At 61.9% G+C, this 25,639-nt stretch carries 23 protein-coding genes; 8 read left to right on the top strand and 15 right to left on the bottom strand.

The annotated features are described in order from the left end of the window. Positions 1 to 37 precede the first annotated feature (37 nt). Complete coding sequence (locus K5Q02_RS13825) at positions 38 to 2,458, top strand: TonB-dependent siderophore receptor (RefSeq protein WP_225831405.1); 2,421 nt, start codon at positions 38 to 40, stop codon at positions 2,456 to 2,458. 19 nt (positions 2,459 to 2,477) lie between these two features. On the opposite strand, the gene K5Q02_RS13820 is transcribed toward K5Q02_RS13825, so the two are convergent. The 15 genes from K5Q02_RS13820 to K5Q02_RS13750 form a co-directional block, all read right to left on the bottom strand. Further along, positions 2,478 to 2,909, bottom strand: coding sequence for a YkvA family protein (locus tag K5Q02_RS13820; RefSeq protein WP_179537733.1), 432 nt, complete (start codon positions 2,907 to 2,909; stop codon positions 2,478 to 2,480). Positions 2,910 to 3,253: 344 nt separating this feature from the next. Further along, positions 3,254 to 3,991: an FKBP-type peptidyl-prolyl cis-trans isomerase gene (locus tag K5Q02_RS13815; protein WP_225831404.1), complete on the bottom strand. Its 738-nt coding sequence runs from the start codon at positions 3,989 to 3,991 to the stop codon at positions 3,254 to 3,256. A 262-nt stretch (positions 3,992 to 4,253) separates the two neighbouring features. Beyond that, positions 4,254 to 5,156: a hydroxymethylglutaryl-CoA lyase gene (locus tag K5Q02_RS13810; RefSeq protein WP_225831403.1), complete on the bottom strand. Its 903-nt coding sequence runs from the start codon at positions 5,154 to 5,156 to the stop codon at positions 4,254 to 4,256. After that, positions 5,153 to 7,060 (bottom strand): acetyl-CoA carboxylase biotin carboxylase subunit, encoded by a 1,908-nt coding sequence (locus tag K5Q02_RS13805; protein WP_225831402.1) that lies wholly within the window; start codon positions 7,058 to 7,060, stop codon positions 5,153 to 5,155. The genes K5Q02_RS13810 and K5Q02_RS13805 overlap by 4 nt, the downstream gene beginning before the upstream one ends. Beyond that, entirely contained in the window at positions 7,057 to 7,854 is a 798-nt protein-coding gene (locus K5Q02_RS13800; RefSeq protein WP_225831401.1) for a gamma-carboxygeranoyl-CoA hydratase, read from the bottom strand. Before K5Q02_RS13800 ends, K5Q02_RS13805 begins: the two co-directional genes overlap by 4 nt. Positions 7,855 to 7,874: 20 nt before the next feature. Then, positions 7,875 to 9,482 carry a carboxyl transferase domain-containing protein gene (locus tag K5Q02_RS13795; protein ID WP_225831399.1) on the bottom strand — a complete coding sequence of 536 codons (1,608 nt, stop codon included), beginning with the start codon at positions 9,480 to 9,482 and terminating at the stop codon, positions 7,875 to 7,877. A 33-nt stretch (positions 9,483 to 9,515) separates the two neighbouring features. Then, positions 9,516 to 10,694 carry an isovaleryl-CoA dehydrogenase gene (locus K5Q02_RS13790; protein WP_225839682.1) on the bottom strand — a complete coding sequence of 393 codons (1,179 nt, stop codon included), beginning with the start codon at positions 10,692 to 10,694 and terminating at the stop codon, positions 9,516 to 9,518. Positions 10,695 to 10,757: 63 nt separating this feature from the next. After that, positions 10,758 to 11,141 (bottom strand): MerR family transcriptional regulator, encoded by a 384-nt coding sequence (locus K5Q02_RS13785; protein WP_225831397.1) that lies wholly within the window; start codon positions 11,139 to 11,141, stop codon positions 10,758 to 10,760. 145 nt (positions 11,142 to 11,286) lie between these two features. Further along, positions 11,287 to 11,724, bottom strand: coding sequence for a phosphotransferase system, HPr-related protein (locus K5Q02_RS13780; protein WP_225831394.1), 438 nt, complete (start codon positions 11,722 to 11,724; stop codon positions 11,287 to 11,289). Positions 11,725 to 11,807: 83 nt separating this feature from the next. Next, positions 11,808 to 12,134: a thioredoxin family protein gene (locus K5Q02_RS13775; protein ID WP_225831392.1), complete on the bottom strand. Its 327-nt coding sequence runs from the start codon at positions 12,132 to 12,134 to the stop codon at positions 11,808 to 11,810. Positions 12,135 to 12,204: 70 nt separating this feature from the next. Then, positions 12,205 to 12,516: a YgaP-like transmembrane domain gene (locus K5Q02_RS13770; protein ID WP_225831390.1), complete on the bottom strand. Its 312-nt coding sequence runs from the start codon at positions 12,514 to 12,516 to the stop codon at positions 12,205 to 12,207. Between the two features lie 88 nt (positions 12,517 to 12,604). Further along, on the bottom strand, positions 12,605 to 13,768 hold the full coding sequence (locus K5Q02_RS13765; RefSeq protein ID WP_225831389.1) for a DUF1624 domain-containing protein: 1,164 nt from the start codon (positions 13,766 to 13,768) through the stop codon (positions 12,605 to 12,607). Positions 13,769 to 13,930: 162 nt separating this feature from the next. After that, complete coding sequence (locus tag K5Q02_RS13760) at positions 13,931 to 15,235, bottom strand: CitMHS family transporter (protein ID WP_225831386.1); 1,305 nt, start codon at positions 15,233 to 15,235, stop codon at positions 13,931 to 13,933. Between the two features lie 150 nt (positions 15,236 to 15,385). Beyond that, positions 15,386 to 16,471 carry a 4-oxalomesaconate tautomerase gene (locus K5Q02_RS13755; protein ID WP_225831384.1) on the bottom strand — a complete coding sequence of 362 codons (1,086 nt, stop codon included), beginning with the start codon at positions 16,469 to 16,471 and terminating at the stop codon, positions 15,386 to 15,388. A 167-nt stretch (positions 16,472 to 16,638) separates the two neighbouring features. Further along, on the bottom strand, positions 16,639 to 17,559 hold the full coding sequence (locus tag K5Q02_RS13750) for a LysR family transcriptional regulator (RefSeq protein WP_225831381.1): 921 nt from the start codon (positions 17,557 to 17,559) through the stop codon (positions 16,639 to 16,641). A 222-nt stretch (positions 17,560 to 17,781) separates the two neighbouring features. Between K5Q02_RS13750 and K5Q02_RS13745 the strand changes: the two genes are divergently transcribed. The 7 genes from K5Q02_RS13745 (at position 17,782) to K5Q02_RS13715 (ending at position 25,573) form a co-directional block, all read left to right on the top strand. After that, positions 17,782 to 18,864, top strand: coding sequence for a 4-oxalomesaconate tautomerase (locus K5Q02_RS13745; RefSeq protein WP_225831379.1), 1,083 nt, complete (start codon positions 17,782 to 17,784; stop codon positions 18,862 to 18,864). A gap of 32 nt (positions 18,865 to 18,896) precedes the next feature. Continuing rightward, positions 18,897 to 20,156: an OprD family porin gene (locus K5Q02_RS13740; protein WP_225831377.1), complete on the top strand. Its 1,260-nt coding sequence runs from the start codon at positions 18,897 to 18,899 to the stop codon at positions 20,154 to 20,156. 48 nt (positions 20,157 to 20,204) lie between these two features. Further along, positions 20,205 to 21,185: a Bug family tripartite tricarboxylate transporter substrate binding protein gene (locus K5Q02_RS13735; RefSeq protein ID WP_225831376.1), complete on the top strand. Its 981-nt coding sequence runs from the start codon at positions 20,205 to 20,207 to the stop codon at positions 21,183 to 21,185. Positions 21,186 to 21,228: 43 nt separating this feature from the next. Then, on the top strand, positions 21,229 to 21,684 hold the full coding sequence (locus K5Q02_RS13730) for a tripartite tricarboxylate transporter TctB family protein (RefSeq protein ID WP_225831374.1): 456 nt from the start codon (positions 21,229 to 21,231) through the stop codon (positions 21,682 to 21,684). A 4-nt stretch (positions 21,685 to 21,688) separates the two neighbouring features. Further along, positions 21,689 to 23,200 carry a tripartite tricarboxylate transporter permease gene (locus K5Q02_RS13725; RefSeq protein ID WP_225831372.1) on the top strand — a complete coding sequence of 504 codons (1,512 nt, stop codon included), beginning with the start codon at positions 21,689 to 21,691 and terminating at the stop codon, positions 23,198 to 23,200. 52 nt (positions 23,201 to 23,252) lie between these two features. Beyond that, positions 23,253 to 24,227 carry a D-2-hydroxyacid dehydrogenase family protein gene (locus K5Q02_RS13720; RefSeq protein WP_225831370.1) on the top strand — a complete coding sequence of 325 codons (975 nt, stop codon included), beginning with the start codon at positions 23,253 to 23,255 and terminating at the stop codon, positions 24,225 to 24,227. Between the two features lie 299 nt (positions 24,228 to 24,526). Continuing rightward, positions 24,527 to 25,573, top strand: a complete 1,047-nt coding sequence (locus K5Q02_RS13715) for an NAD-dependent epimerase/dehydratase family protein (protein WP_225831368.1) — start codon at positions 24,527 to 24,529, stop codon at positions 25,571 to 25,573. The last annotated feature ends 66 nt before the right edge of the window (positions 25,574 to 25,639 follow it).

Genomic DNA, 25,639 nt, shown 5'->3' with positions numbered 1-25,639 from the left:
GGGAACAACTCTCAAGTAAGCAGTGGATTGTTAACGGATGACTCGCACTCCTCACACACGGTTTCATGGCAAACCGGCCTTATCGCTGAGCCTGCGCACATTGGCCTGCCTCACCTTGCTGGGTGGCGCCCCGCTGGCCCTGGCACAAAGCACGGACAGCGTATCGCCTTCTGAAACGAGCACGACCAACCGCCTGAATTTCAATATTCCGGCCCAGTCGCTGACCGCTGCGCTGGGCTCGTTCGGCAGCCAGAGCGGCGTACAAGTGAGCTATGAAGCCGCTCTAACCGAAGGCCTGAGCGCGCCGGCAGTGAATGGCACGCTCAGCGTCGAAGAAGCCATTGCGCGTCTGCTGCAAGGCAGCGGCCTGGGCTGGTCACTCACCCCGGAGCGCACCCTGCTGCTGTTTCGCCAGGAGCCTGTTTCGTCGCTGATGCTCTCGCCATCGACCATATCGGCCAGTGGTGAGCTGCCCGAATCCGCCTACGGCGCAGTGCAGGGCTATCGTGCCACCCGCACAGCGACCGGCACCAAGACCGACACCGCGCTGCGCGACGTACCGCAATCTGTACAAGTGGTTTCGCGTCGGGTGATCGAAGACCAACAGATCAGTAGCCTGGGCGACGCCCTGGCCAATGTCAGCGGCATCCAGCGCGGCAACAGCCATGGCTCGACCACCGAGAGCTTCCATGTTCGCGGTTTTCTCGCCACCACCTACGCGGTGGACGGCATGATGACCAACTCCCAGGTGGTACGCCCCGAGGTACTCAGCGACCTCGCCAATATCGAACGGGTCGAAGTCCTCAAAGGCCCCGCCTCGGTGCTTTACGGACGCGGCAACCCTGGCGGACTGATCAACCTGGTTACCCGCAAGCCGACCTTCGAACCTCAGGCCGAAATCAAGGCGCAGGCTGGCTCCTGGGACTTCTATCGGCTACAGAGTTATGTCAGCGGCGCACTGGATCCCGCAGAGACCCTGGCAGGCGGCCTGGCGATGGCCTGGCAGACCGATGGAGGCTACCGCCACACCTTCCATGATCGCACCCGCAACTACATCGCCCCGACCCTGCGCTGGCAGCCCAGCGACAGCACCACTGTCGACGTCGGCTTCGAGTACACCGAACTGAAAGGGCCTTATGACCGCGGCCTGCTGGTAATCGGCAACCGTGTCGATTCACGTCAGCGGGTGATTCTCGAAGAACCTCTGTCTTACAGCGAGACCAACAAGGCAGCCTTCTGGATCAAGACCGAGCACCAGGCCAACGACTGGCTGACGCTGCGCCAAGCAACCAAGATTGACGACTCGCGCAAGGACTTCCAGAACATCAACTTTCAGGGATTGCAGGCCGATGGCCGCACGCTCAATCGACGCCCTACCGACTATTCGGAAGATATCGATTCGATCAGCGCGCAGTTCGAAGCGGTTGCCGATTTCAACACCGGTGGGCTGCAGCACACCGCCCTGCTCGGCTACGAATACGTCACGGGCAATCGAGAAGCGCGCATCTACCGCGGCGTAATCGCGCCCATCGATATCTATGAGCCGGTATACGGCGCGCAGCCGGAGAACTTTCAGCTGAGCAGCACCGCCAAACAGAAGATGCATAGCCACAGCCTCTATCTGCAAGACCAGATCGCCCTGAACGAGCAATGGAAACTGCTCGGCGGGGCGCGCTGGGATTCAGTGGTGCAGAAGATGAACACCATCGAGAACGGCACATCGGATGCTTTCGAACTGACGCCTGAAGCGCTGTCGCCGCGCATCGGAGTGGTCTATCAGCCGCAGGACTGGCTGTCGCTCTACGCCAGTTACAGCCGCTCCTTCTCGCCGCAGACCGATCGCACCCGCAACAACGTCGTGCTCGACCCCGAGACCGGCAAACAGTACGAAATAGGCGCCAAGCTCGAGTTGATCCCAGAGCGCCTGAGCGCAACGCTGGCGCTGTTCGAGATCACCCGGCAGAACGTCTCGGCAGACGATCCGGCAGACGACGACTTCTCCATCCAGACTGGCGAGCAGCGGGTGCGCGGCATAGAACTGGATGTCTCCGGCGAGCCGGTCGATGGCTGGAACCTGATCGGTAATATCGCCGTGATGGATGCCAAACTGACCAAGGATCCGGAGCTGCGGATCGGTGCACGCCTGGAAGCCGTTCCGGTTCTCAGCGGCTCGCTATGGAACAGCTACCAGTTGCAGTCCGGAGCCTGGCAAGGGCTAGGCTTCGGCGCCGGCGTCGTGTTCGCCGGCAAGCGCTACGGCAACATCGAAAACAGCTATTCGGTAAGTGGCTACGTGCGTTTCGATGCCAGCGTGTTCTACGACGTGACCGAGCAGGTAAGGGTGTCGCTCAACGGCCAAAACCTCACCGATATCCGTTACGTCGAGACTATCTCCAGTGCCAACGCCTACCCAGGCGACCCGGCGTCCGTGGTAGCGAGCGTCAGCGCCCGGTTCTAGAACAGCGAGCGATGCCCGCTCAGGTCACCCGCTCGGCTACCGGCAGCTTGGCGATGGCGTCGCGGGTTTCGCGATCCTGGGCATCGCGCCAGGTGCGGAAGGCATCCAGCTCGCTGCCCCAGGTTTTCATCACCCAGGCGAGCACGGCCAGGTCATCCACCAGGCCCAGGCCGGGGATGAAGTCGGGGATGGCGTCCAGCGGCGACACGAAGTACAGCAGGCCGGCCACGATGGCGAGCAGCGCCTGCGGGTTGATCGCCCGATAGCTGCCCCGCCACCAGGCCACGCACAGCTCCTGCAGCAGGCTCAGGTCGCCTCTCAGTGAAGACAGGCTGCGACCTCCTCCACTGCTTTTACGGGTCACTGCCAGTAGCAATGCCGGCAAGCGACCGCGCTTCAGGAAACGCTGCGCGATGGGCAGGTAACGGGCAAAATTCCACGGTGCTTTCATGACCACTCCTCGTCAGCCCGCGTGTTCGCTGGGCTGTCTGTGGTTATCCACCATAGCTGTGGATAACCTTGTGAACAGTTATGGGATTAGCTTACCAAACGCCCTTGCCATGCGGCCTTGCCACAGATCGGACATTTTTTATCCAGCGGATAAAATCCTGCTAAATCAATTAGTTAAAAAAATCAAAAGATTTCGTAAAAAACCTGACCAAGTAAATAAGAACCTTTGTCGCAGTGTGCATAACCGTAACGCAGTGGTTGCATTCGGAGCGCTTTGCGGCTAGGCAAAAGCCCCAGAAACGACAACGCCCCGTAGAACGGGGCGTTGCTTTGAACAGGCTGAGCTTACTGAGCGGGAGCAGCCTCAGGTGCAGCTTGTTCCTGAGCAGCCTGATCCTTGATGGCGATCAGTTCCAGGTCGAACACCAGTACCGAGTTGGCCGGAATGGCCGGGCTCGGGCTCTGGGCGCCATAGGCGAGTTCGGACGGGATGTACAGTTTGTACTTCTCGCCGACGTGCATCAGTTGCAGGCCTTCGACCCAACCCGGAATCACGCCGCCAACCGGCAGGTCGATCGGAGTGCCACGCTCGACGGAGCTGTCGAACACGGTGCCGTCGGTGAGCTTGCCTTCGTAGTGAACGGTGACCACGTCATCAGCCTTGGGCTGAGCGCCGTCGGCCTTCTTGACCACTTCGTACTGCAGACCCGAAGCGGTGGTGGTGACGCCGTCACGCTTGCCGTTCTCTTCGAGGAACTTCTTGCCGGCCTGGGCCGCTTCCTCGTTCATTTTGGTCATGCGCTCTTCGGCACGCTTTTGCAGAGCAGCGAAGGCTTCAACCAGCTCTTCATCTTTCAGGCGCTGCTCTTTCTTGCCAATGGCGTCTTCGATGCCTTGAGCAACAGCATTGGGATCCAGATCATCCATGCCTTCCTGAGCCAGGCTTTTGCCCATGTTCAGGCCAATGCCGTAGGAAGCCTTCTGAGCCGGGCTTTCCAGTTTGACTTCGCTGGTTTGCGAATCACAACCGGCGAGCACCAGGCCCACCAGGGCGATCGCTGCTGCCAAACGATGCTGTTTCATGCTGATTCCTTGTTCGCTACGCCCTAGGGCAATCGAGTAAAAGCGCGAGCTTAGGGGGTGTGGGTATAGCAACGCAAGCCGCGTTGCTGTGAATTTATCCAGGCAGATCACGCATGCGTTGCGGGAAATGGCGAGATGAAGCAGAAAGCTGACCGGATCGTTCAGTTCGCCGCGCCGATTTGCCAAGGCAGCGGTGTAACTGACTAGCCGGTATGAGTTTTTTTCTAGGGGGAAGTTCACTGCCAGACCGAGCAAATTGGCATCATCGACTGCTTGCGTATGCCCTCGCCACCCGTGAAGCGGAGTCGCGCCCCAATACCTTGCTGATACGCAGCCCGGCATCGATCAAACGCGACAGATCGACGCCGGTTTCGATGCCCAGGCCCTGCAGCAGATAGAGCACATCCTCGCTGGCGACGTTGCCGGTCGCACCCTTGGCATAAGGGCAGCCGCCCAGGCCGGCGACCGAGCTGTCGAACACCGCAACGCCCTCCAGCAGGCTGGCGTAGATATTGGCCAGCGCCTGGCCGTAGGTATCGTGAAAGTGCCCGGCCAGTTGCTCCCGTGGCACGTCGCGAGCTACCACCTCGATCAATTGCCGCACGCCGCCAGCGGTGCCGACGCCAATGGTGTCGCCCAGGGAGATTTCATGGCAGCCCATGGCCTGCAGTTCCCGCGAGACGGCGGCAACCTGATGGGCCGAGATCGCGCCGTCATAGGGACAGCCCAGCACGCACGACACGTAGCCGCGCACGCGGATGCCGTGCTGCTGCGCCATGTCTATCACCGGCTGAAAGCGCAGCAGGCTCTCGGCAATCGAGCAGTTGATGTTGCGCTGCGAGAAGGATTCCGACGCCGCTGCGAACACAGCGACTTCTCTCACCCCAGCCTCGATTGCCGCTTCCAGCCCTTTCAAGTTTGGGGTCAACACCGCGTAGGTAATACCGGGCCGCTGATCGATGCCGGCGAATACCTCAGCACTGCCGGCCATCTGCGGCACCCATTTGGGCGACACGAAACTGCCGACTTCTATATAGCGGAGCCCGGCAGCGCTCAGGTCGTCGACCAGGCGCACCTTGTCAGCCACGCTGATCGGCTGCTTCTCGTTCTGCAGGCCATCCCGCGGGCCCACTTCCACCAGGCGTACATGGCTGGGCAGGCTCATGGCTGTGCCTCCAGTTCGACCAGTACCGCTCCCTCGCCAATCAATTCGCCCTCGGCACAATGGATCGCCTTGATCGTCCCCGCCTCGGGCGCCCGAATGCTGTGCTCCATCTTCATGGCTTCCAGCACCACCAGTGCAGCGCCCGCCTCGACCTGCTGACCCGGCTCGACCAGCACACGAACGATGCTGCCGTTCATGGGTGCGGTGAGCCCACCTTGATGTGCGTTGCCCACCGCGGCAGCGGCAATCGGATCGAAACGGCGCACCGCCAGCCACTCCACGCCCCAGCGCAGGTAAAGCGTGTCTCCCTGGCGCACGACCTGTGAATGGCGTACCGCGCTGGCGGGACGCGCCTGAAGCACCAGGCTACGGCTTACATCGCCGCACACCAGAGTCATATGCACCTCGGCCGGCAAACCGTTGCGCCAGGCACTGCGTGCCGCCCAGGGCGAATGCGGATCGTCCGCCCGCTGCCGCTCGGCATCGGTGGCCAGGAAGGCCGCGCCAGCCTGCTGCCAGAACGCTTCCGGCAGCTCTTTATTTGGCGGCAGCAGCTGCGCCTGGTGACGCTCGATAAAGCCGGTATCCAACTCCGCTGCAGCAAACGCGGGATTCGCCAGAATGCGCTGCAGGAATGCCAGGTTGGTCTTGAAACCACCAACCACCGTTTCCCCCAGCATGGCCAGCAGGCGCTGGCGGGCCTCTTCACGGTTCTCGCCCCAGGCGATCAACTTGGCCAGCATCGGGTCGTAGAACGGCGATACTTCATCGCCCTGCTCCACCCCGCTGTCGACCCGGCGCCCCGGTCCGGCTGCCGGTTCGCGGTACAGGTCGAGATGCCCACTGGCCGGCAGGAAGCCGCCTTCAGGATCTTCGGCGTACAGGCGCACCTCGATGGCATGGCCGTCGAGGGGCACCTGATCCTGACGGATCGGCAGCGGCTCACCACGCGCCACACGGATCTGCCAGGCCACCAGATCGAGACCGGTGATCGCTTCGGTCACCGGGTGCTCGACCTGCAGGCGAGTGTTCATCTCCATGAAGAAAAATTCGCCCCGGGCATCGAGGAGAAACTCCACGGTACCGGCGCCGACATAGCCGATAGCCTGCGCCGCGCGTACGGCGGACTCGCCCATGGCCCGCCGCAGTTCCGGCGACAGGCCCGGCGCGGGGGCTTCTTCGACCACTTTCTGATGACGCCGCTGGATCGAGCAGTCACGCTCGTTGAGGTACAGGCAATTGCCGTGCTGATCGGCAAATACCTGGATCTCCACATGGCGCGGCTGCAGCACATATTTCTCGACCAGCATGCGCCCGTCACCGAATGCCGACTGCGCTTCACGCTGCGCCGACGCCAGGGCCTCGGCCAGTTGGCCTTCGCTCTCCACCACCTTCATGCCCTTGCCACCGCCGCCGGCAGTCGCCTTGAGCAACACCGGATAGCCGATGCGCGCGGAAGCGGCGCGGAAGGTCTCCAGATCCTGTGCGTCGCCATGGTAGCCCGGCACCAGCGGCACACCGGCCTCCTCCATCAGCGCCTTGGCCGCGGACTTGCTGCCCATGGCATCGATGGCGCTGGCCGGCGGGCCTAGAAAGATCAAACCGGCTGCTTCGAGCTTACGGGCAAAGCTGGCGTTCTCAGACAGGAAGCCATAACCGGGATGAACGGCCTGCGCGCCGCTGGCCTGCGCAGCTTCGATGATCCTGTCCATCAGCAGGTAGCTGTCACTCGGTTTGGCGCCGCCGAGGTCGATGGCGAGATCCGCCTCGCGCACGTGCCGGGCGCTGTGGTCGATGGCGCTGTGAACTGCCACCGTGGTCATCCCGAGGGCTTTGGCGGTGCGCATCACCCGGCAAGCGATCTCGCCGCGGTTGGCGATCAGAAGCGTGTCGATGGTTTTCATGACTGGGCCTGCCAGGCGGGTGGGCGTTTCTGCAGAAAGGCGTTGAGGCCTTCCTGCCCTTCTTCACTGACGCGAATGCCGGCGATCACGCTCTCGGTACGCTGGCGCAGGGCGTCACTGAGCACACCGCTGCCGACGCCGTGCAACAGCGCCTTGCTCTCGCGCATCGCCTGCGGGCTGTTGAGCAGCAGGTTGGCGATCCATTGTTCGACCTCGCCCTCCAGCTCGGCGGCGGGATAACACTCGGCGAGCAGGCCCAGCTCCCGAGCACGCTCACCACTGAAGCGCTCGGCACTGAGCGCGTAGCGCCGGGTGGCGCGCTCGCCGATGGCCTGCACCACGTAAGGGCTGATCACCGCGGGAACCAGGCCGATGCGCACCTCGGAAAGGCTGAACGATGCCTCGCTGGCACCGATGGCGATGTCGCAGCAGGCCGTCAGCCCGACCGCACCGCCGAACGCGGCGCCCTGCACCACGGCCAGCGTCGGACACGGCAAGTGGTAGAGCAGGCTCATCAACTCACCGAGTTGGTGGGCGTCTCGCAGGTTGCTGGCGTAGTCGAGCTGCGCCGAAGCCTGCATCCAGCCCAGATCAGCGCCGGCGGAGAAATGCCGCCCCTGGCCACGCAGGACGAGAAACCGCAGGCTGTCGTCAGCCGCCACCTGGCGCAACGCCTGGATCAGCTCCTCGATCATCTCGGCATTGAAGGCGTTGTGCTTGTCCGGGCGGCTCAGCCACAGGGTGGCGACCCCGCGGGGGTCGGTGTGCAATTCAATGCTGCTGAAATTGGTCATCGGTCTGTCCTCGGCCGGGGCTACATGCGGAACACGCCAAAGCGTGTCGGCTCGATGGGCGCGTTGAGGCTGGCGGAAATCGCCAGCGCCAGCACTTCGCGGGTCTGCGCCGGGTCGATCACACCGTCGTCCCACAGCCGCGCACTGGAGTAAAAGGCGTGGGCCTGGCGCTCGTATTGCTCGACGATAGGCTGCTTGAGGCGCTGTTCGTCCTCGGCGGAAAACACCTGGCCGGCGCGCTGCGCTTGCTCATGCTTGACCTGCACCAATACCCCGGCAGCCTGCTGTGCGCCCATCACACCGATCCGTGCGTTGGGCCACATCCACAGAAAACGCGGGTCATAGGCACGGCCACACATGCCGTAGTTGCCGGCGCCGAAGCTGCCGCCGATGATCACCGTGAACTTGGGCACCCGGGCGCAAGCCACCGCAGTGACCAGCTTGGCACCGTGTTTGGCGATGCCGCCCTCTTCGTATTTCTTGCCGACCATGAAGCCGGTGATGTTCTGCAGGAACAGCAGCGGGATGCCGCGCTGGCAGGCCAGTTCGATGAAGTGCGCACCTTTCTGCGCGGCTTCGGCGAAGAGGATGCCGTTGTTGGCCAGGATGGCGATGGGATAGCCGTTGAGGTGGGCGAAACCACAGATCAGGGTGGTACCGAACAGCGCCTTGAACTCGTCGAGCTGCGAGTCATCGACGATCCGCGCGATCACTTCTCGCACATCGAAAGGTTGTTTGGGGTCGGCGGGAATGATGCCGTACAGCTCATCGGCGGCGTAGCGCGGCGCGATGGGCTGCCGCGCCTGCACGTCACCGAGCTTGCGCCAGTTGAGGTTGGCAATGCAGCGGCGCGCCAGGGCCAGCGCGTGCGGGTCGTTTTCCGCATAGTGATCGGCCACGCCACTGGTCTTGCAGTGTACGTCGGCGCCACCGAGTTCCTCGGCGCTGACCACTTCACCGGTGGCTGCCTTCACCAGAGGCGGGCCGGCGAGAAAGATGGTCGCCTGTTCGCGCACCATGATGGTCTCGTCGCTCATCGCCGGCACGTAGGCGCCACCTGCGGTGCACGAGCCCATCACCACGGCGATCTGGACGATGCCCTGGGCGCTCATGTTGGCCTGGTTGAAGAAAATGCGGCCGAAGTGCTCGCGATCGGGAAACACCTCGTCCTGACGCGGCAGGTTGGCGCCACCGGAATCCACCAGGTAGATACACGGCAGGCGGTTCTGGCTGGCGATGGCCTGGGCGCGCAGATGCTTCTTCACGGTCAGCGGGTAGTAACTGCCGCCCTTCACCGTGGCGTCGTTGGCGATAATCATGCATTCGACACCTTCGACACGGCCAATTCCGGCGATCACCCCCGCGGCGGCGACGTCTTCGTCATACACCTGGTAGGCGGCTAGCTGACAGATTTCCAGAAACGGCGAGCCTGGATCGAGCAGCCAGTCGATGCGCTCGCGCGGCAGCAGTTTGCCGCGCGAGCGGTGTCGCTCCTGCGCTTTTGCACCTCCGCCTTCGCGAGTGCGGGCGAGCAAGCCGTGCAGCTCATCGACCTGAGCCAGCATCGCCTCACGGTTGGCGGCGTACTCGGGGGAACGGGTGTTCAGTTTTGTACACACAATGGCCATGACATTGGCTCCGACTGGCAGCGTGGGCTTCGATCACGCCGTTTCGTTGAACAGCTCGCGACCAATCAGCATGCGGCGAATTTCACTGGTGCCGGCGCCGATCTCGTAGAGTTTGGCGTCGCGCCACAGGCGCCCGACCGGATACTCGTTGATGTAGCCATTGCCGCCGAGAATCTGGATCGCCTCACCGGCCAGCCAGGTGGCTTTTTCCGCTGCATAGAGGATGACCCCGGCGCAGTCCTTGCGTACCTGGCGCACATGGCCGCTGCCCAGGGCGTCGAGCTGCCGGCCGACCGCGTAGAGGTAGGCGCGACAGGCCTGCTGGGTGGTGTACATGTCAGCCAGCTTGCCCTGAATCAGCTGGAACTCGCCGATGCTTTGGCCGAATTGCTTGCGGTCGTGGATGTAGGGCACCACCACGTCCATCGCCGCCTGCATCAGCCCCAGCGGGCCGCCAGAGAGCACAGCACGTTCGTAATCCAGACCGCTCATCAGCACCCTGGCGCCTTCGCCGACGCCGCCGAGCACGTTTTCCTCGGCCACCTCGACATCCTGAAACACCAGCTCACCGGTGTGCGAACCGCGCATGCCGAGCTTGTCGAGCTTCTGCGCGACGCTGAAACCTGGCGCGCCCTTCTCGACGATGAAGGCGGTCATGCCCTTGGCGCCAGCGCTTGAGTCAGTCTTTGCATAGACCACCAGCACATCGCAATCCGGGCCGTTGGTGATCCACATCTTGGTGCCGTTGAGCACGTAGCGGTCGCCCTTTCGATCGGCGCGCATCTTCATCGACACCACGTCGGAACCGGCATTGGGCTCGCTCATGGCCAGTGCCCCGATGTGTTCACCGCTGATCAGCTTCGGCAGGAAGCGGCGCTTCTGGGCCTCGCTGCCATTGCGGTTGATCTGGTTCACGCACAGGTTGGAATGGGCCCCATAGGACAAGCCGATACCGCCAGCGGCCCGGGAGATTTCCTCCATGGCGATCATGTGCGCCAGGTAGCCCATGCCGGCGCCGCCGTATTCCTCGCTGACGGTCAGGCCGAGCAGGCCCATGTCGCCGAACTTGCGCCACAGATCCATGGGGAATTGGTCACTGCGATCAGCTTCGGCAGCCCGTGGGGCGATTTCCTTCGCGGCGAAACCGGCGACCGCGTCGCGAAGCATGTCGATTTCCTCGCCGAGGAAGAAATTCAGACCTGGCAGAGTGATGCTCATGTAACGACTCTCCATTGTTGTAGTTGTTGGATGCGTTAAACGATTGGCAAACAGACCTCAGGAAGCAGTCATCTCCTGCATGGCAGTCATACAACGCTGTTCAGCGGTATCCAGCTCACGCTGCATCTGCTGGATGTCGAGCAGTTGGCGGGCGAGATGCTCGCGGCGCTCGGCGATCTTTTCCAGGAAATGGTCAAGCTGCTTGCGGTTGCCCCCAGCCGGGTCATAGAGGTCGATCAATTCCTTGCACTCGGCGAGGGAAAAACCGATGCGCTTACCGCGCAGGATCAGCATCAGCGTCACTCGGTCACGGGCGCTGTAGATACGCTCCTGGCCCTTGCGCTCGGGCGCGAGCATGCCCTGCTCCTCGTAGAAACGAATGGTGCGGGTGGTGATGCCTAGTTCGTGGGCCAGCTCGGAAATGCTGTAGGAATGACTCATGGTACGAGCGACCCGCCTGAATGACCTTTACGTAAACGTAAGCCTGCAACTACACAGCTGTCAAATTGGCGAGAGGTTAGGCGGGAAATGATTAGCGGGATGGCGTGGATGCATGGCCGTTGCGGCCATGCAGGTCAACACGGCCTCAGGATTTCGGCTCGTCATCCCAGGGCTGGCCGTCGAGCGGGTGTTTCTTGGCCAGTTCGGCTTCATCGAGGCCCGAGCCGCCGCCGATATCGCCTTCACTGACAATGCTCAGGTCGCGGTCAGCGGGCTCGTCGTCACCACGTTCCCGCGGCGAGTGTGCGCCAGTATCGTCGATCAGGTTCTCGGGGCTCAGGTCGTCGAGGCTGACACCGTCTTCGTGGCGACCTTCTTTCAGCGTTTCACCACCGCTCTGCCCCGCGTCGCGCACGCGCTCATCCGGATATTCGTGCTGCACCTCGTCCGCTGGACGACGGTCGCCGATGCGCCCTTCGCGCTCATCCTTGCTGTCGCTGAAATCCAGCTGCTCGATCGAGCCCATGCGATCCTCGGTGTCATCGATCTCCCGAGGTGTGGCTGGCTGCTTGGGTGTGCTCATGACGTTCTCCAGTATGGGTCTGTTCGGTTGACTCGACCCATACCGGGAAAATTCAGGGAAAGTGACGGGATGCGATGTGCAGCTCAGCCCTCACCCACCAACTGCTCCAGGGCTTCTTCCAGCGGGCTGACGCTGGTGGGGCGAACCAGTCGGGTGACCTCGACACCGTCACGCAGGAATACCAGGGTCGGCCACAGCTTGACCTTGAAGGCGCGCCCCAGGGGCCGGCCGCTGCCGTCCTCGATCTTCAGGTGAGTGACCTCGGGATAATCCGGCATTACCTTGGCCAGCAAAGGCTGCGCCGCCTGGCAATGGCTGCACCAGTCGGTGCCGAATTCGATGAGGGTCATACCAGGCTTCGCCTGTACTTCAGCGGCTGTCGGCGCCGTGCTGCTGTATTCGCTGCTCATGCTATATCTCCGCTCGTGAGCCAAACGCAACCGGCCCGCGCATGGCGGGCCGATTCGTGTTCTCAGCGTATCAAACGCCGTCAGTGACTTTCTTGACGACGGGCTTTACCCGCTCAGCGATTTCGCTTTCCAGCCGGGTGACGGTTTCTGCGATGCGATCCACGTCGGGGCGCATAGAACGGGCGTCTTCCACGAAACCTTTGAGTCGGCAATGGCCGCTCAGGCCACGGGCGACCAGCAGGCCGCCGAACGCTGCGCGAGCAAGGCCGAATACACCACCGCGCTTCAGGCCGCCACGGGCCATGGCGATACCACTGCCGATGGAAAGCGCACGCTCCCAACCCTGCACGTTACTGCCGCTTTGCTTATCGAATGTGGACATATCGCTAGCTCCAGTTTGTCTGTGATTCACAACGGACAGGCCAAAAGCGGCCGATGTTCGACCACTCCGACAAGCGGATGAGCGGCATTCAGAGATAACGCAGCCAGGTCAGGTCACGACGACGGGCCTTGAGTGCCGCGAACCAGCGAACCGGCGGGAACAGCACCACGGCGAGCAGAATCGAACAGAGCCATACAGGGCCGATCGAGTCGAAACCAAAGTAGTCGCCCTGATTAGTGCCCCAGATAGCCACGGCAGCCAGGTACAGCAGCTTCAGCACATAGAGGTGCAGCAGGTAGAAGAACATCGGCGCGCCACCGTACACGGTCAGCGCCTTGAGCCAGCGGTTGCCCTGGGCACGCTCGAACGCCAGCAACAGCAGCAGCCCCAATCCCAGGGTCAGCGAAAGGAAGGCCAACGATGGTGGATACTTGGTGATGTTGAGGATGCTCATCAGGGTTTCCACCCAGTTGCTGCCCACCACCCAGCTATTCTCGCCGTAGCCGTTGCCCGCACGAACCACGACGAACACCAGTAGCGAACCGAGCCCCCAGCCAAGCAGCAGAGCCTGACGACTTGCGGCGTCCGCAGCGCGACCGAACCACGAACCGGCGGCATAACCCAGGGCGATCACGCCGATCCACGGCAGCAGCGGATACGAGGTGCGCAGACGCAGATCGTCGGACACTTGCAGCCAACCGCGATCATGCAGGATGGCCCATGGCACGTGCATCGCCGAGTCGGCCGCGAAGTGCAGGCCATCGAGCAGGTTGTGGCCGCACACCAGCACCAGTCCCAGCACGATCAGGACGCCGCGCGGCAGCCAGACCAGCAGCGACAACGCCAGCATGCTCAGGCCGATGGCCCAGATCACCTGCAGGTAGATCACCGTCGGCGGCACCTGGAAAGTCCAGGCGAAGTTCACCAAGGTGAATTCCAGCACGACCAGAAACAGCCCGCGCTTGAACAGAAACGCACTGACCGCAGCTCGGCCATTGGCCTTCTCGCCATACAGGAATGCCGACAGGCCGGTCAGGAAGATGAAGACCGGCGCGCACAGGTGAGCCAGGGTACGACTGAAGAACAGCGACGGTTCGGTGCTGCTCACATCCATGGGATCGAGTACCTGACGGTGCAGGAAAAACGTTTCTCGCACATGGTCGAGCAGCATGAACAGAATGACGAGCCCGCGCAGGGCGTCGATGGAGGTAAGGCGTGAGGTAACGGGATTGGCGATTGCGGCAGTGGTCATAGCATATCCAGAACAGAAAGCCGGGAAGACAGAGGGTCTCCCCGGCACAGCGAATGGTTATGATATAACAAACTATTACTGGCAGCCCAGCCCCATCGTTGATGGGCCATCCGCTCAACAGCAATGCGCTGAAACCCATCTCCCTGCCCGTTTATCCGCACTTCAGACCAGAAACGAAATGGCCCCCGTCAGTACCGCCACCAGGGTGATTGCCAACGACAGCAGGACAGCCCACTTCACCGTGGCTTTCTGAAAGTCGCCGATGTCCTTGTCCACCATGCCGACCAGCAACAGAGTCGAGGCCACCAGTGGGCTCATCAGGTGAACCGGCTGCCCGAGGATCGAAGCGCGGGCGATTTCCACCGGGTCGATGCCATAGGCTGCTGCAGCCTTGGCGAGAATGGGCACCACGCCGAAATAGTAGGCATCGTTCGACAGCACGAAGGTCAGCGGCATGCTGGTGACTGCCACCACCAGTGGGAACAGATGGCCCCACGACGGCGGGATCATGTTGACGATGCTTTGCGCCAGGGCATCGACCATCTTGGTACCCGAGAAGATGCCTGCGAACACCCCTGCCGCAAAGACCAGCAGCACCACCGTCATGGCATTTCCCGAGTGGGAGAGGATGCGCTCCTTCTGAATGTCGAGCTGCGGGTAATTGATCATCAGGGCGACCACGAAACCGATCAGGAACAGCACGGCGGCGTGAGCGATGCCCATCACCAGCGCCGTCATCACGGCGATCACCAGAAACAGGTTCACCCACACGAAACGAGGACGCTTGTAGGGCTGGTCGCCGAGGATTTCCTCGATGTAGCAGTTGCCGCCGCCAGTCTGCAGTTCGGTATTGCCGATGCGGCTGCGCTCCTTGCGGCCAAGCACGTAGGCGATCAGCACCACGAAGGCAGCGCCAGCCACCATGGTCGGCAGCAAGGGAATGAAGTACTCGGAGGCATCGAGCCCGAGTGCGGCGATGGCGCGGGTCGCAGGCCCACCCCAGGGCGTCATGCCACTCATGATGCTCAGCGACAGCATCGAAACAGTGGCGAGCACCATGGGGTTCATGCCAATACGCCGGTACAGCGGTAGCATCGCCGCGCAGGTGATCATGTAGGTGGTGGTGCCATCGCCGTCCAGCGCAACGGTCAGGGACAGCAGCGCAGTCCCTACGGCGATCTTCACGGGGTCACCGTTGACCTTGCGCAGGATCTTGCGAATCAGCGGATCGAACAGCCCGGTGTCGATCATCAGCCCGAAGAACAGGATCGCGAACAGCAGCAATGCCGCCGAGGGCGCGACCATCTTCAGACCATCGAGAATCATCTTGCCGGTCGAATCGCCAAAGCCTGCAGCAACGGCGAAAACGATCGGAATGAAGGTGAGCGCCACGATGGGCGACATGCGCTTCGACATGATCATGTAGGTGAACACGACCACCATCGCCAACCCGAGTAAAGCGAGCATAGAGTTCTCTCTTTTTGTTTTTGGAGACGAGCATCTCGTGGCGATCCGGCACAACCGGATTTGCCCAAGTTACATGCTTCGTTTGCTGCAGTGATGGCTCTCTCCGTAGAACCCGTTGTCAGGAGACCAAGGCCTCACTGGACGGCGACGTCATCCGGCCAGAAGGCGCTCCTCAGGAGCGTGCACCTCACCGGAAAACAACCGCCTGGCGGTACGTACCACGGACGCACGAATGGTCTCGCCCTGCTCGCCCACGTAAGCCAGTGCCACCTCGATCGAACCGCTTGGATGTTCGATCCGCACCTGGCTCATGCGCGCTGCACTGGCATCCAGATCAAGCATCTGCGCGGCCACGGTTCCCACGCTGACGCACGCGGTGGCCAGACCGATGGAACCGGTGATGGCCAGTGCGCGGTGGCAGTTGTGGGGCATGAAATACCTGACCTGAATCGTTCCGCCGGCCGAGGCTGGCGCCAGCAGGACAGGCTTCGGAATGACCTTGTCGGTGACATCCCCAAGCCCCATGGCCAGCCCAGCCTGCAGACGAATGGATTCGAGCCGGGCGAGAAAATCCAGGTCGGCGTCGAGCTCGGCAGGTGATTCGCGGCCCGTCTTGCCGAGGCTGGCGGCATCGATCAGCACCATCGGCATGGCCATGTCGATACAGGTCGTTTCAACGCCATTGAAGCGGTCGCGGGTATTGCCGGTGGGAAACAGCTTGCCTGTCTTGCTGCCGGCGGCGTCCAGAAAGGTCAGTTCGATAGGTGCGGCGACACCCGGCACGCCATCGATGCGGGTCGCCCCGGCGTAGGTGACTGCGCCGCCTGGCGTCTGCACCTTGGCGCTGACGAAGGTGCCGGTGTTGAGGTTCCTGATACGCACCTCGGTGGTAGCGGGTTCCGCCTTCACCAGGCCCTGCTCGACAGCGAAGGGCCCCACGGCGCAAAGCATGTTGCCGCAATTGGGCGCGGTATCGACGCGGCGCTGGGAGACCATGACCTGCACGAACAGGTAGTCGACGTCTGCATCCGGGTGGCTGGACGGACTGACGATGGCGACCTTGCTGGTTTGCGGGCTGCCACCGCCTATACCGTCGATCTCCAGCTCATGCCCTGCACCCATGACCGACAGCAGTACTTCATTTCTCTCGTCTACCGACTCAGGCAAGTCGCTGGCGAGAAAAACCGGGCCTTTCGAGGTGCCTCCGCGCATGAGCACACAGGGAATTGGCTGCATGATTCTTACTCTTGTACTGATCAATCAGGCCGATTGATGTCTTGAGCAAAAGAGTTACACGCACCGACAATTCCATCAAATGCAAAGATTTAAGCAATTAATGCATTTAACGCATCAGTCAGAATTGCATCCGCGGATGGCTGAAAAGCGCAAAAACGCGGATAGCGTCACGCCGGCTTGTCACCGCCCAGCGCGGTATAACCCGGCCATTGGCGCAGCAAGGTATCGACGAACTGCTCCGCTGCTGGTGACAGCGACGACCCATGACGGCGCACCAGCCCCAGGGTGCGACTGATCACCGGGTCAACCAGCGGGCGCTGCACCAGCGTCGGGTGATCGTCGGCCGGCATCGCCAGGCTGGGCATGGCGGCGATGCCAAGGCCAGCCTCGACCATCCCCAGGGAAGTGGACAGGTGCTGAACCTCGTAAAACCAGCTGGGCCGCCAATCGAGGTTGGCCAGACCATGGTCGAGCAGCACGCGGTTGCCGCTCAAACGCCCCACGCCGATCAAGCGGTAATCGCTCAGTTCACGCCACGCCACCTGAGGCTGCTCTGCCAATGGATGGTCACGTCGACAGGCGAGCACGAAGGGCTCGTTGACCAGCGGGGTGAAATCGATCTCCGCGTTCTGCCCGCTGAGCATGTTGATGCCGAAATCCGCCTCGCCACGCAGCACGGCTTCGAGACCTTCGTGGGCACTCAGGTCGAGAATGCGAATGCGGATTTTCGGGTACTGCCGATTGAATTCGCGAATCACCGTGGGCAGAAAATAGAACGCCGCAGTGGGAATGCACGCCAGGGTGACCTGCCCGGACTGTCGCTCGGCCAGTTCTCGAATGCCCAGAATCGAACGCTCGAAATCATCCAGCAGACGTCGAGCCTTGGGCAGGAAATCACGCCCCACCGCAGTCAGGCTGACCCGCCGCGTGGTGCGATCGAGCAGTTGCGTGCCCAAGCCCTCCTCCAGCTTTTGCATGCGTCGGGTGAGCGCCGGCTGGGACAGATGAATGGCGTTGGCCGCCTCGTGGAAATTGCCGAATTCAGCAATTTTGACGAAGGCACGAAGATCCTGAAGCTCATAATTCATGCATAAAACCTATCAATGACGACTTTTATTATGGAAGGCAGATTAGTCCATTAATCAGAAGGCGGCGACCGCCTGTGAAAATACCCCATCCGAAGCCTCTAGCCAGCGCATTAATGCACATAAAGCATTAGTTATTGAAATATATGCAATTTACAAAACAAAAGACACTGACCACCATTTAAGGAAAGCAACAATAAGCGAATTTATTGCACTGGAGACATCATGCAAGCCATTCCCTGCGTCCTGATGCGCGGCGGCACTTCTCGCGGCCCGGTCTTTCTGGCCAACCACCTGCCCTCCGATATCGCCCAGCGAGACGAGCTGCTGCTCAAGGTAATGGGCTCGGGTCACGAGCTGGAAATAGACGGCATCGGCGGCGGCAATCCGCAGACCAGCAAAGTCGCCATCGTGAGCACCTCCCCTCACCCGGATGCCGATGTCGACTACCTGTTCGTGCAAGTCATGGTCGCCCAACGCCGGGTCGATACGGCGCCCAACTGCGGCAACATGCTCTGCGCCGTCGGCCCGTTCGCCATCGAGCACGGTCTGGTCAACGCCTGCGCTCCAGTGACACGGGTACGGATTCGCAACCTCAACACCAACACGCTGATCGACTCGGAAGTGCAGACGCCCAAGGGCAAGGTTCGCTACGAAGGAGAAACCAGCATCGATGGCGTTCCCGGCAGCGCCGCGCCGATCAAGCTGACCTTTCTCGATGCGTCCGGTGCCAAGACTGGAAAACTGCTGCCCACCGGCAATGTTCGCGACCGCTTCGACGGTGTCGAGACCACCTGCATCGACATGGCCATGCCCATGGTCATCATGCACGCCGAAGCGCTGGGCAAGACCGGCTACGAGACACCTGCGCAGTTGGACGCCGACAGCGCGTTGCTGGAGCGCCTGGAGAGCATCCGCCTGCAGGCCGGCAAGGCCATGGGCCTCGGTGACGTCAGCCAGATGGTGATTCCCAAACCCGTGCTGCTTGCCACGCCACGCAACGGCGGCACGCTGTCGACCCGCTATTTCATGCCCCACACCTGCCATCGCTCCATCGCCGCCACCGGCGCCATCGGCTTGGCCAGCGCCTGCGCTTTGCCGGGAAGCGTTGCGTTCGACATCGCGCCGATAACCGGAGTCGCGCTGGTACGCCTGGAACATCCGGGCGGGCAGATCGAAGTGTCACTCACGCCTGGCGAAAACAGCCAGCCGCAACACATGCAGGCCTCCCTGATACGCACCGCGCGGCGACTTTTCGCCGGCGATGTCTACGTGCCGCTGGCGGCAAGAGGCACCCAGAAAAACTGACGTCACCTGCTGCCAACAAAGAGAAAACAATAATGACAAGAAAGAATCTGCTCTACGTATCTCTCGCTCCTGCCTTCCTGACGGGTCTGCCGCTGGCCGTGGGCAATGCCCAGGCGGCTGGTTTCATCGACGACAGCAAGGCCAATCTGGAACTGCGCAATTTCTACCTCAACCGTGATTTCCGCGACGGCCCGGGGCAGAACAAGCGCGAAGAATGGGCTCAGGGCTTCATCCTCAACATGGAGTCCGGCTACACCCAGGGCACCGTCGGTTTCGGCGTGGACGCCCTGGCCATGCTCGGCGTCAAGCTCGACTCATCACCCGACCGCTCGGGTACCGCGCTGCTGCCACGCAACGGCGATCGGCGCGCCGAGGACGACTACAGCAAGCTGGGGCTGACCGCCAAGGTGCGTTTCGCCGACAGCGTACTGAAGGTCGGTACCCTGCTACCGAAGATGCCGACCCTGCAGTTCAGCAACAGCCGCCTACTGCCGCAGACCTTCGAGGGCTGGCAGTTGCAGAGCAAGGACATCGACCGACTGACAGCCTCGTTCGGCGAAATATCCCGGGTGGTGCAGCGCGATGTCTCGGGCTCCAGCAAGCTGGCACTGAACAACAAGAACGGCCGTTTTGGCGGTAGCCCGAGCAGTGATCATCTGCGCTTCGCCAGCCTCGACTATGCGCTGACGCCAACCACTCAGGTGAGTTACCACCAGGGTGAGCTGAGTGACATCTACCGCCAGCACTTCCTCGGTTTGCAGCACACGCTTGCCCTCGGCCCGGGCAAGCTGAAAAGCGACCTGCGCTACTTCAAAAACAGTGAAAGTGGCCAGGCGCGTGCCGGCGATATCGACAACCAGGTGTTCAACGCCATGTTCACCTACAGCCTGGCCGGCCACGCCCTGGGCGTTGCCTACCAGCGCATGCATGGCGACGACGGTTTCACCTATGTCGACGGCGCAACGCCTTACCTGACCAACTTTCTGCAGATCAACGACTTTGCCGGGCCCGATGAACGCTCCTGGCAGGTTCGCTATGACTACGACTTCAGCAAAGTGGGCATTCCCGGCCTGACCTTCATGACGCGTTATGTGCGCGGCAGTGGAATCGACCTGGCAAATGGCGAGAGCGGCAGCGAGTGGGAACGCAATACCGACCTGGCCTATGCATTCGCCGAAGGGCCGCTTAAGAACCTGAAAGTCACCTGGCGCAACGCGGCCTACCGCGCCAACTTCACCCGTGGCATCGATGAAAACCGCCTGATCCTGAGTTACGCCCTGCCGATCTGGTGATACGGCACCACGAAAAACCTGCCAATAAATCCAATACAGGTAACCACCATGAAAGCTTTCAAGAACTGCCTTCTTCTGCCCCTCGCCAGTGCACTGCTACTGACCGGCCTACCGGCCAACGCAGATCAGCCACACCGTCCCGAATGTATCGCGCCGAGCAAACCGGGCGGCGGTTTCGACCTCACCTGCAAGCTCGCCCAGGCCGGCCTGAAAGACAATGCCGTGCTCAAGTCGCCGATGCGTGTCACTTATATGCCGGGTGGCATCGGCGCTGTCGCCTACAACTCGGTAGCCGCCAACCGGCGTAATGAGCCGGGCACGTTGATCGCGTTTTCCGGCGCTTCGCTGCTCAACCTTGCTCTGGGCAAATACGGCCAATTTGACGAAAACGCCGTGCAGTGGCTGACCACCATCGGCACCGATTACGGCACCCTCGCGGTTCGTGACGACTCGCCATACAAGAATCTCGACGATGTCGTGCAGGCGCTCAAGAAAGACCCGAAAAGCGTCGTCGTCGGTGGCGGCGGCAGCATCGGCGGCCAGGGCTGGATGAAAATCGCGCTGCTTGCCAAGGCCGCAGGCATCAACCCCAGCGAATTGCGCTATGCGGCGTTCGAAGGCGGCTCCGAGCACTACATGGCACTGATGGGCAAACACGTCGATCTGGTCACCGGCAGCGCCAGCGAGATCGCCTCGCAGAAAGGCAACGACATCCGCACCCTGGCGGTATTCAGCGAAGAGCGCCTGCCGGGCGACCTGGCCTCCATTCCCACCGCTCGCGAACAAGGCTACGAGATCCAGTGGCCATTGATCCGCGGCTACTTCCTCGGCCCGGACGTGCCAGAAGAGCAGGTGCAGTGGTGGCGCGAGTCCTTCGCCAAACTTGAATCCTCACCCGACTTCGAACGCTACATGGTCGACCGTGACGTACTGCCGATGTATGTCAGCGGGCCGGAGCTGAAGGCGCTGGTACACAAGCAGGTCGAGGAATACCGCGAGTTGGGCCGCGAATTCGGCCTGGTCGAATAACCCTTCCGGGGGGAGCCGTTCGGCTCTCCCCATGGAGCATCCTATGCAAGACCGTATTTTTGCGGGCGTCAGCCTGCTGCTTTGTCTCGGCCTGTCGTTGGCGGCCTGGAGTTACCACGCGCCGTTTTCCTACGAGCCGGTGGGGCCACGAGCCTTTCCCCTGCTGCTGATCGTGATGATCGCCATGGGCGCCATCTACCTGTTGGTGAAGCCGTCGCGGGCCAGCAACGAAACAGCGGAACCGGCCCTGGATCGTCACGTAATCCGCAAGATCGTGCTGTGCATCGTGGCGCTGCTGATCTACGCCGCGCTGTTCGAACTCGCCGGTTTCATCATCGCCAGCACGGTCTTCGCCATCGCCATGGCGCGCTTGTACGAAGGCACCTGGAAAGCCAGCCTGACATCCGGCGTGCTACTCGCGGTGGGCCTCTACCTGCTGTTCGACAAAGCCCTCGATGTACCGCTGCCACTCGGCCTACTTTCAGGTCTGGAGTTCTAACCGTATGGATACTTTCAGCTATCTGGGGCAAGGCTTCGGCGTCGCCCTGAGCCCCTACAACCTGTTCACCGCACTGTGCGGCACGCTGATCGGCACCATCGTTGGCCTGCTGCCGGGCCTGGGCCCGATCAACGGCGTGGCGCTGCTGATCCCCATCGCTTTCGCCCTTGGTCTGCCACCGGAAACCGCGTTGATCCTGCTCGCGGCCGTGTACCTGGGCTGCGAATACGGCGGTCGTATTTCTTCGATCCTGTTGAACATTCCGGGCGAAGCGTCGGCCGTGATGACCACCCTTGACGGCTACCCGCTGGCACGTCAGGGCAAAGCGGGCGTGGCCCTGTCGATCTCCGCCTGGAGCTCGTTCGTCGGTGGCCTGATGGCGACCTGTGGCGTGGTGCTGTTCGCGCCGCTGCTGGCCAAATGGGCGGTCGCTTTCGGCCCCGCCGAGTATTTCGTGCTGATGGTGTTCGCCATCACCTGCCTGGCCGGTATGGCGGGTAATAAACCGATGAAGACGGCCATCGCCTGTTGCATCGGCCTGTTGCTGTCCTGCGTCGGCATCGACTCCAACAGCGGCGTGTATCGCTTCACCTTCGGCAGCCTCGGCCTGGCCGACGGCATCCAGTTCGTGGTGCTGGTGCTCGGCCTATTCTCGGTCAGCGAAATCCTCGTGCTGCTCGAGCGCACGCACCACGGTCAGAAGGCCATCGAAGCGAAAGGCCGCATGTTGTTCAACATGAAGGAAGGCCTTTCGGTGCTGGCCACCAACCTGCGCAGCGGCGCGCTTGGCTTCGGCCTGGGCATCCTGCCGGGCGCCGGCGCGACCCTGGCCAGCGCCGTGGCGTACATGAGCGAAAAACGTCTGGCCACCAAGGACAACAAGTTCGGTGAAGGTGACCTGCGCGGCCTGGCGGCGCCGGAAACCGCCAACAGCGCTTCGGCCTGTGGTTCGCTGGTGCCGATGCTGACCCTCGGTGTGCCCGGTTCCGGCACCACCGCAGTGATGCTTGGCGCACTGACGCTGTACAACATCACGCCCGGCCCGCTGCTGTTCCAGAACCAGCCGGACATCGTCTGGGGCCTGATCGCCTCGCTGTTCGTGGCCAACATCATGTTGATCGTGATGAACGTGCCGATGATCAAGGTGTTCACCAAGATCCTCGCCGTGCCGTATTGGGCACTGGTGCCGGCCATCGCCATCATTACCTCGATCGGCGTTTACGCCGTGCATGCCACCGCGTTCGATCTGTACCTGATGATCGGTATCGGGGTGGCCGGTTACATCCTGCGCAAGATGGACTTTCCGCTGTCGGCGATTCTGCTCGGCTTCATCCTCGGCGGTTTGATGGAGCAGAACCTGCGCCGCGCCCTGTCATTGTCCAATGGAGACCTGAGCATCCTCTGGGGCAGCTCGATCACCCTGGCCGTATGGGCCCTGGTGGCATTGATGATAGCCTTGCCCATCTGGCGTATCTGGCGGGCTCGCCGCAGGGCAGCGGCCCAGAGCGTCGGCTGATACTTCACCGAATCAGGCTCCCCGTGGAGCCTGAACCGCCTGGGAGCCTGCCATGCATATCGTCATTCCCGATGACTACCAGAACGTCATCCGTACCCTCGACTGTTTCGCCACCCTGAGCGGCCATCAGGTCAGCATCTATCACGATGCTGTCGACGACACCCGACTGCTGGCCGAGCGCTTCGCCGATGCCGATGCGCTGGTGCTGACCCGAGAGCGCACGCGCATCGACGAAGCACTGCTCGCCCAACTGCCGAAGCTCAAGCTCATCAGCCAGACCGGCAAGGTTTCCAGCCACCTCGATGTAGACGCCTGCACCCGCCATGGCGTGGCCGTCATGGAAGGCCGCGGCTCGCCCATCGCCCCTGCAGAGCTGACCTGGGCGCTGATCATCAATGCCAGACGGCAGCTATTCCCGGCCATGCAAGGCCTGTATGCCGGGCAGTGGCAGGTCAACCTCGGCCAGCGCCTGGCCGGGCAGACGCTGGGCATCTGGGGCTACGGCAAGATCGGCCAACGCCTGGCCCGTTATGCCCAGGCTTTCGAAATGCCCGTATTGGTCTGGGGCAGCGATGCATCAAGACAGGCCGCGGTTGCCGACGGACACCGCGCGGCGCCATCACGGGAAGCGTTCTTCGCAGAATCCGATGTACTCACCCTGCACTTGCGCCTCGCCCAGAGCACTCGGCATCTGGTGACCGCCAAAGATCTGGCACTCATGAAAAGCAGCGCATTGCTGGTCAATACCAGCCGCGCCGAACTGATCGCCCCGGGTGCCTTGCTCGAGTCACTGAACCTTGGCAGGCCGGGCTATGCCGCGCTTGACGTGTTCGAACAGGAGCCGATTCTCGACCCTGCCCACCCGCTGCTGAACCACCCGGCCGTGCTCTGTACTCCGCACCTCGGTTACGTCGAGCGCGAAGGTTACGAGCTGTATTTCGGCGATGCATTTGCCAACGTGCGGGCTTTCTTCAAGGGTGAAGACTGCACGCTGGCTAATCCCGAGGTACGACCGCCAAGCGAATGACAGAAATCTTTCGACTTTGTGAAACGCGCCACAAAGCCCTTTCTTGAGCGGTTTAAGCTTGATGCGGCGCGGCTTCCAGCGATGCCGGGGGTCACCTTGAGCAAGGCTTGAGTAGGCCGCAGCAGCTTTAAAAACCTGACCACGAAAGCAGAAAATAATTATTAATCCTTATAAATCAATATTTTACGAAATCTAAAACCGCCCATCCGATAAACAAGCATTTTTCTGACGCAGGAATACTATCAGCCGAACGATGGATACCGCCCCACCCGTGGGCGGTCATTGCAAAGGAAGGCTTGATGAAAATTCTCGTGCTGGGAAACATGGGCTACGTCGGCCCGGCGGTCATCCGCGAACTGACGACCCGCCATCCCCAAGCCATCGTGCATGGCTTCGACAACGCCTATTTCGCCCACTGCCTCACCAACGCTCATGTCTTGCCGGAACAGCGCCTGAGCCAGCAGTTCTTTGCTGACGTGCGTGACCTTTCACCACAGTTCCTCGAAGGCTACGACGCAGTGGTGCAGCTGGCGGCCGTCTCCAACGATCCAATGGGCGACCGCTTTGCCAGCGTGACCGAAGCAATTAACCAGAACGCCACCGTCGCTATCGCCAATGCGGCCGCCCGTGCCGGGGTACGCAACTTCGTCTTCGCCTCCAGCTGCAGCGTGTACGGCGTGGCCCAGGGTGGGCCGCGCACGGAAAGCGATCCCGTCTCGCCCATGACCGCTTACGCCCGCTCCAAGATCGGCAGCGAAGATGCGCTCTCCGACATCACCGGCGACATGGTGATTACCAGCCTGCGCTTCGCCACGGCCTGCGGCATGTCCGACCGGCTGCGCCTGGATCTGGTGCTCAATGACTTCGTTGCCGGTGCGCTCAGCGAAGGCCGCATCACGGTGCTCAGTGATGGCTCGCCATGGCGCCCATTGATCGACGTCGCCGACATGGCACGGGCCATCGACTGGGCCATCCAGCGCAGCGCCGACAACGGCGGGCGCATCTTGCGCGTGAATACCGGCAGCAACGAGCGCAACCATCAGGTTCGCGACCTCGCCGCCGCGGTAGCCGATGCCCTGCCCGGCACCGAGGTGAGCATCAATACCGAAGCCCCCGTCGACAGCCGCTCCTATCAGGTCGATTTCAGTCTGTTCGCCAGCCTTGCCCCCGCTCATCAGCCGCAGATGAGCTTATCGAAGTCGATCAGCGGGCTGGTCGAGGGCCTCAAGGGCATGAGTTTCAGCGACAGCCAGTTTCGTACATCGCCGCTCGTGCGCCTGCGCGTGCTGCAAGGCCATATCGACAGTGGCCGACTGAGCGAAGACCTGCGCTGGCAATCGCGCTAGATCGCGACCGCATTACCGGGCCATCTGACCCACTGATACAGCGTCCATTAACCACGGGGGAGCACC

It is taken from the genome of Pseudomonas sp. MM211 (assembly GCF_020386635.1).
GTDB lineage: Bacteria > Pseudomonadota > Gammaproteobacteria > Pseudomonadales > Pseudomonadaceae > Aquipseudomonas.
Note: the sequence above shows the minus strand (reverse complement) of the source record. Positions and strands in the feature narration are given on the sequence as shown.

Bases quoted from the DNA above. Each gene is read 5' to 3' on its own strand.
- K5Q02_RS13760 (WP_225831386.1), bottom strand. From the start codon at position 15,235: ATGCTCGCTTTACTCGGGTTGGCGATGGTGGTCGTGTTCACCTACATG.
- K5Q02_RS13735 (WP_225831376.1), top strand. From the start codon at position 20,205: ATGAAAGCTTTCAAGAACTGCCTTCTTCTGCCCCTCGCCAGTGCACTG.
- K5Q02_RS13825 (WP_225831405.1), top strand. From the start codon at position 38: ATGACTCGCACTCCTCACACACGGTTTCATGGCAAACCGGCCTTATCG.
- K5Q02_RS13755 (WP_225831384.1), bottom strand. From the start codon at position 16,471: ATGCAGCCAATTCCCTGTGTGCTCATGCGCGGAGGCACCTCGAAAGGC.
- K5Q02_RS13730 (WP_225831374.1), top strand. From the start codon at position 21,229: ATGCAAGACCGTATTTTTGCGGGCGTCAGCCTGCTGCTTTGTCTCGGC.
- K5Q02_RS13745 (WP_225831379.1), top strand. From the start codon at position 17,782: ATGCAAGCCATTCCCTGCGTCCTGATGCGCGGCGGCACTTCTCGCGGC.
- K5Q02_RS13815 (WP_225831404.1), bottom strand. From the start codon at position 3,991: ATGAAACAGCATCGTTTGGCAGCAGCGATCGCCCTGGTGGGCCTGGTG.
- K5Q02_RS13750 (WP_225831381.1), bottom strand. From the start codon at position 17,559: ATGAATTATGAGCTTCAGGATCTTCGTGCCTTCGTCAAAATTGCTGAA.
- K5Q02_RS13770 (WP_225831390.1), bottom strand. From the start codon at position 12,516: ATGTCCACATTCGATAAGCAAAGCGGCAGTAACGTGCAGGGTTGGGAG.
- K5Q02_RS13800 (WP_225831401.1), bottom strand. From the start codon at position 7,854: ATGACCAATTTCAGCAGCATTGAATTGCACACCGACCCCCGCGGGGTC.
- K5Q02_RS13810 (WP_225831403.1), bottom strand. From the start codon at position 5,156: ATGAGCCTGCCCAGCCATGTACGCCTGGTGGAAGTGGGCCCGCGGGAT.
- K5Q02_RS13725 (WP_225831372.1), top strand. From the start codon at position 21,689: ATGGATACTTTCAGCTATCTGGGGCAAGGCTTCGGCGTCGCCCTGAGC.
- K5Q02_RS13720 (WP_225831370.1), top strand. From the start codon at position 23,253: ATGCATATCGTCATTCCCGATGACTACCAGAACGTCATCCGTACCCTC.
- K5Q02_RS13740 (WP_225831377.1), top strand. From the start codon at position 18,897: ATGACAAGAAAGAATCTGCTCTACGTATCTCTCGCTCCTGCCTTCCTG.
- K5Q02_RS13795 (WP_225831399.1), bottom strand. From the start codon at position 9,482: ATGGCCATTGTGTGTACAAAACTGAACACCCGTTCCCCCGAGTACGCC.
- K5Q02_RS13805 (WP_225831402.1), bottom strand. From the start codon at position 7,060: ATGAAAACCATCGACACGCTTCTGATCGCCAACCGCGGCGAGATCGCT.
- K5Q02_RS13785 (WP_225831397.1), bottom strand. From the start codon at position 11,141: ATGAGTCATTCCTACAGCATTTCCGAGCTGGCCCACGAACTAGGCATC.
- K5Q02_RS13715 (WP_225831368.1), top strand. From the start codon at position 24,527: ATGAAAATTCTCGTGCTGGGAAACATGGGCTACGTCGGCCCGGCGGTC.
- K5Q02_RS13780 (WP_225831394.1), bottom strand. From the start codon at position 11,724: ATGAGCACACCCAAGCAGCCAGCCACACCTCGGGAGATCGATGACACC.
- K5Q02_RS13820 (WP_179537733.1), bottom strand. From the start codon at position 2,909: ATGAAAGCACCGTGGAATTTTGCCCGTTACCTGCCCATCGCGCAGCGT.
- K5Q02_RS13775 (WP_225831392.1), bottom strand. From the start codon at position 12,134: ATGAGCAGCGAATACAGCAGCACGGCGCCGACAGCCGCTGAAGTACAG.
- K5Q02_RS13765 (WP_225831389.1), bottom strand. From the start codon at position 13,768: ATGACCACTGCCGCAATCGCCAATCCCGTTACCTCACGCCTTACCTCC.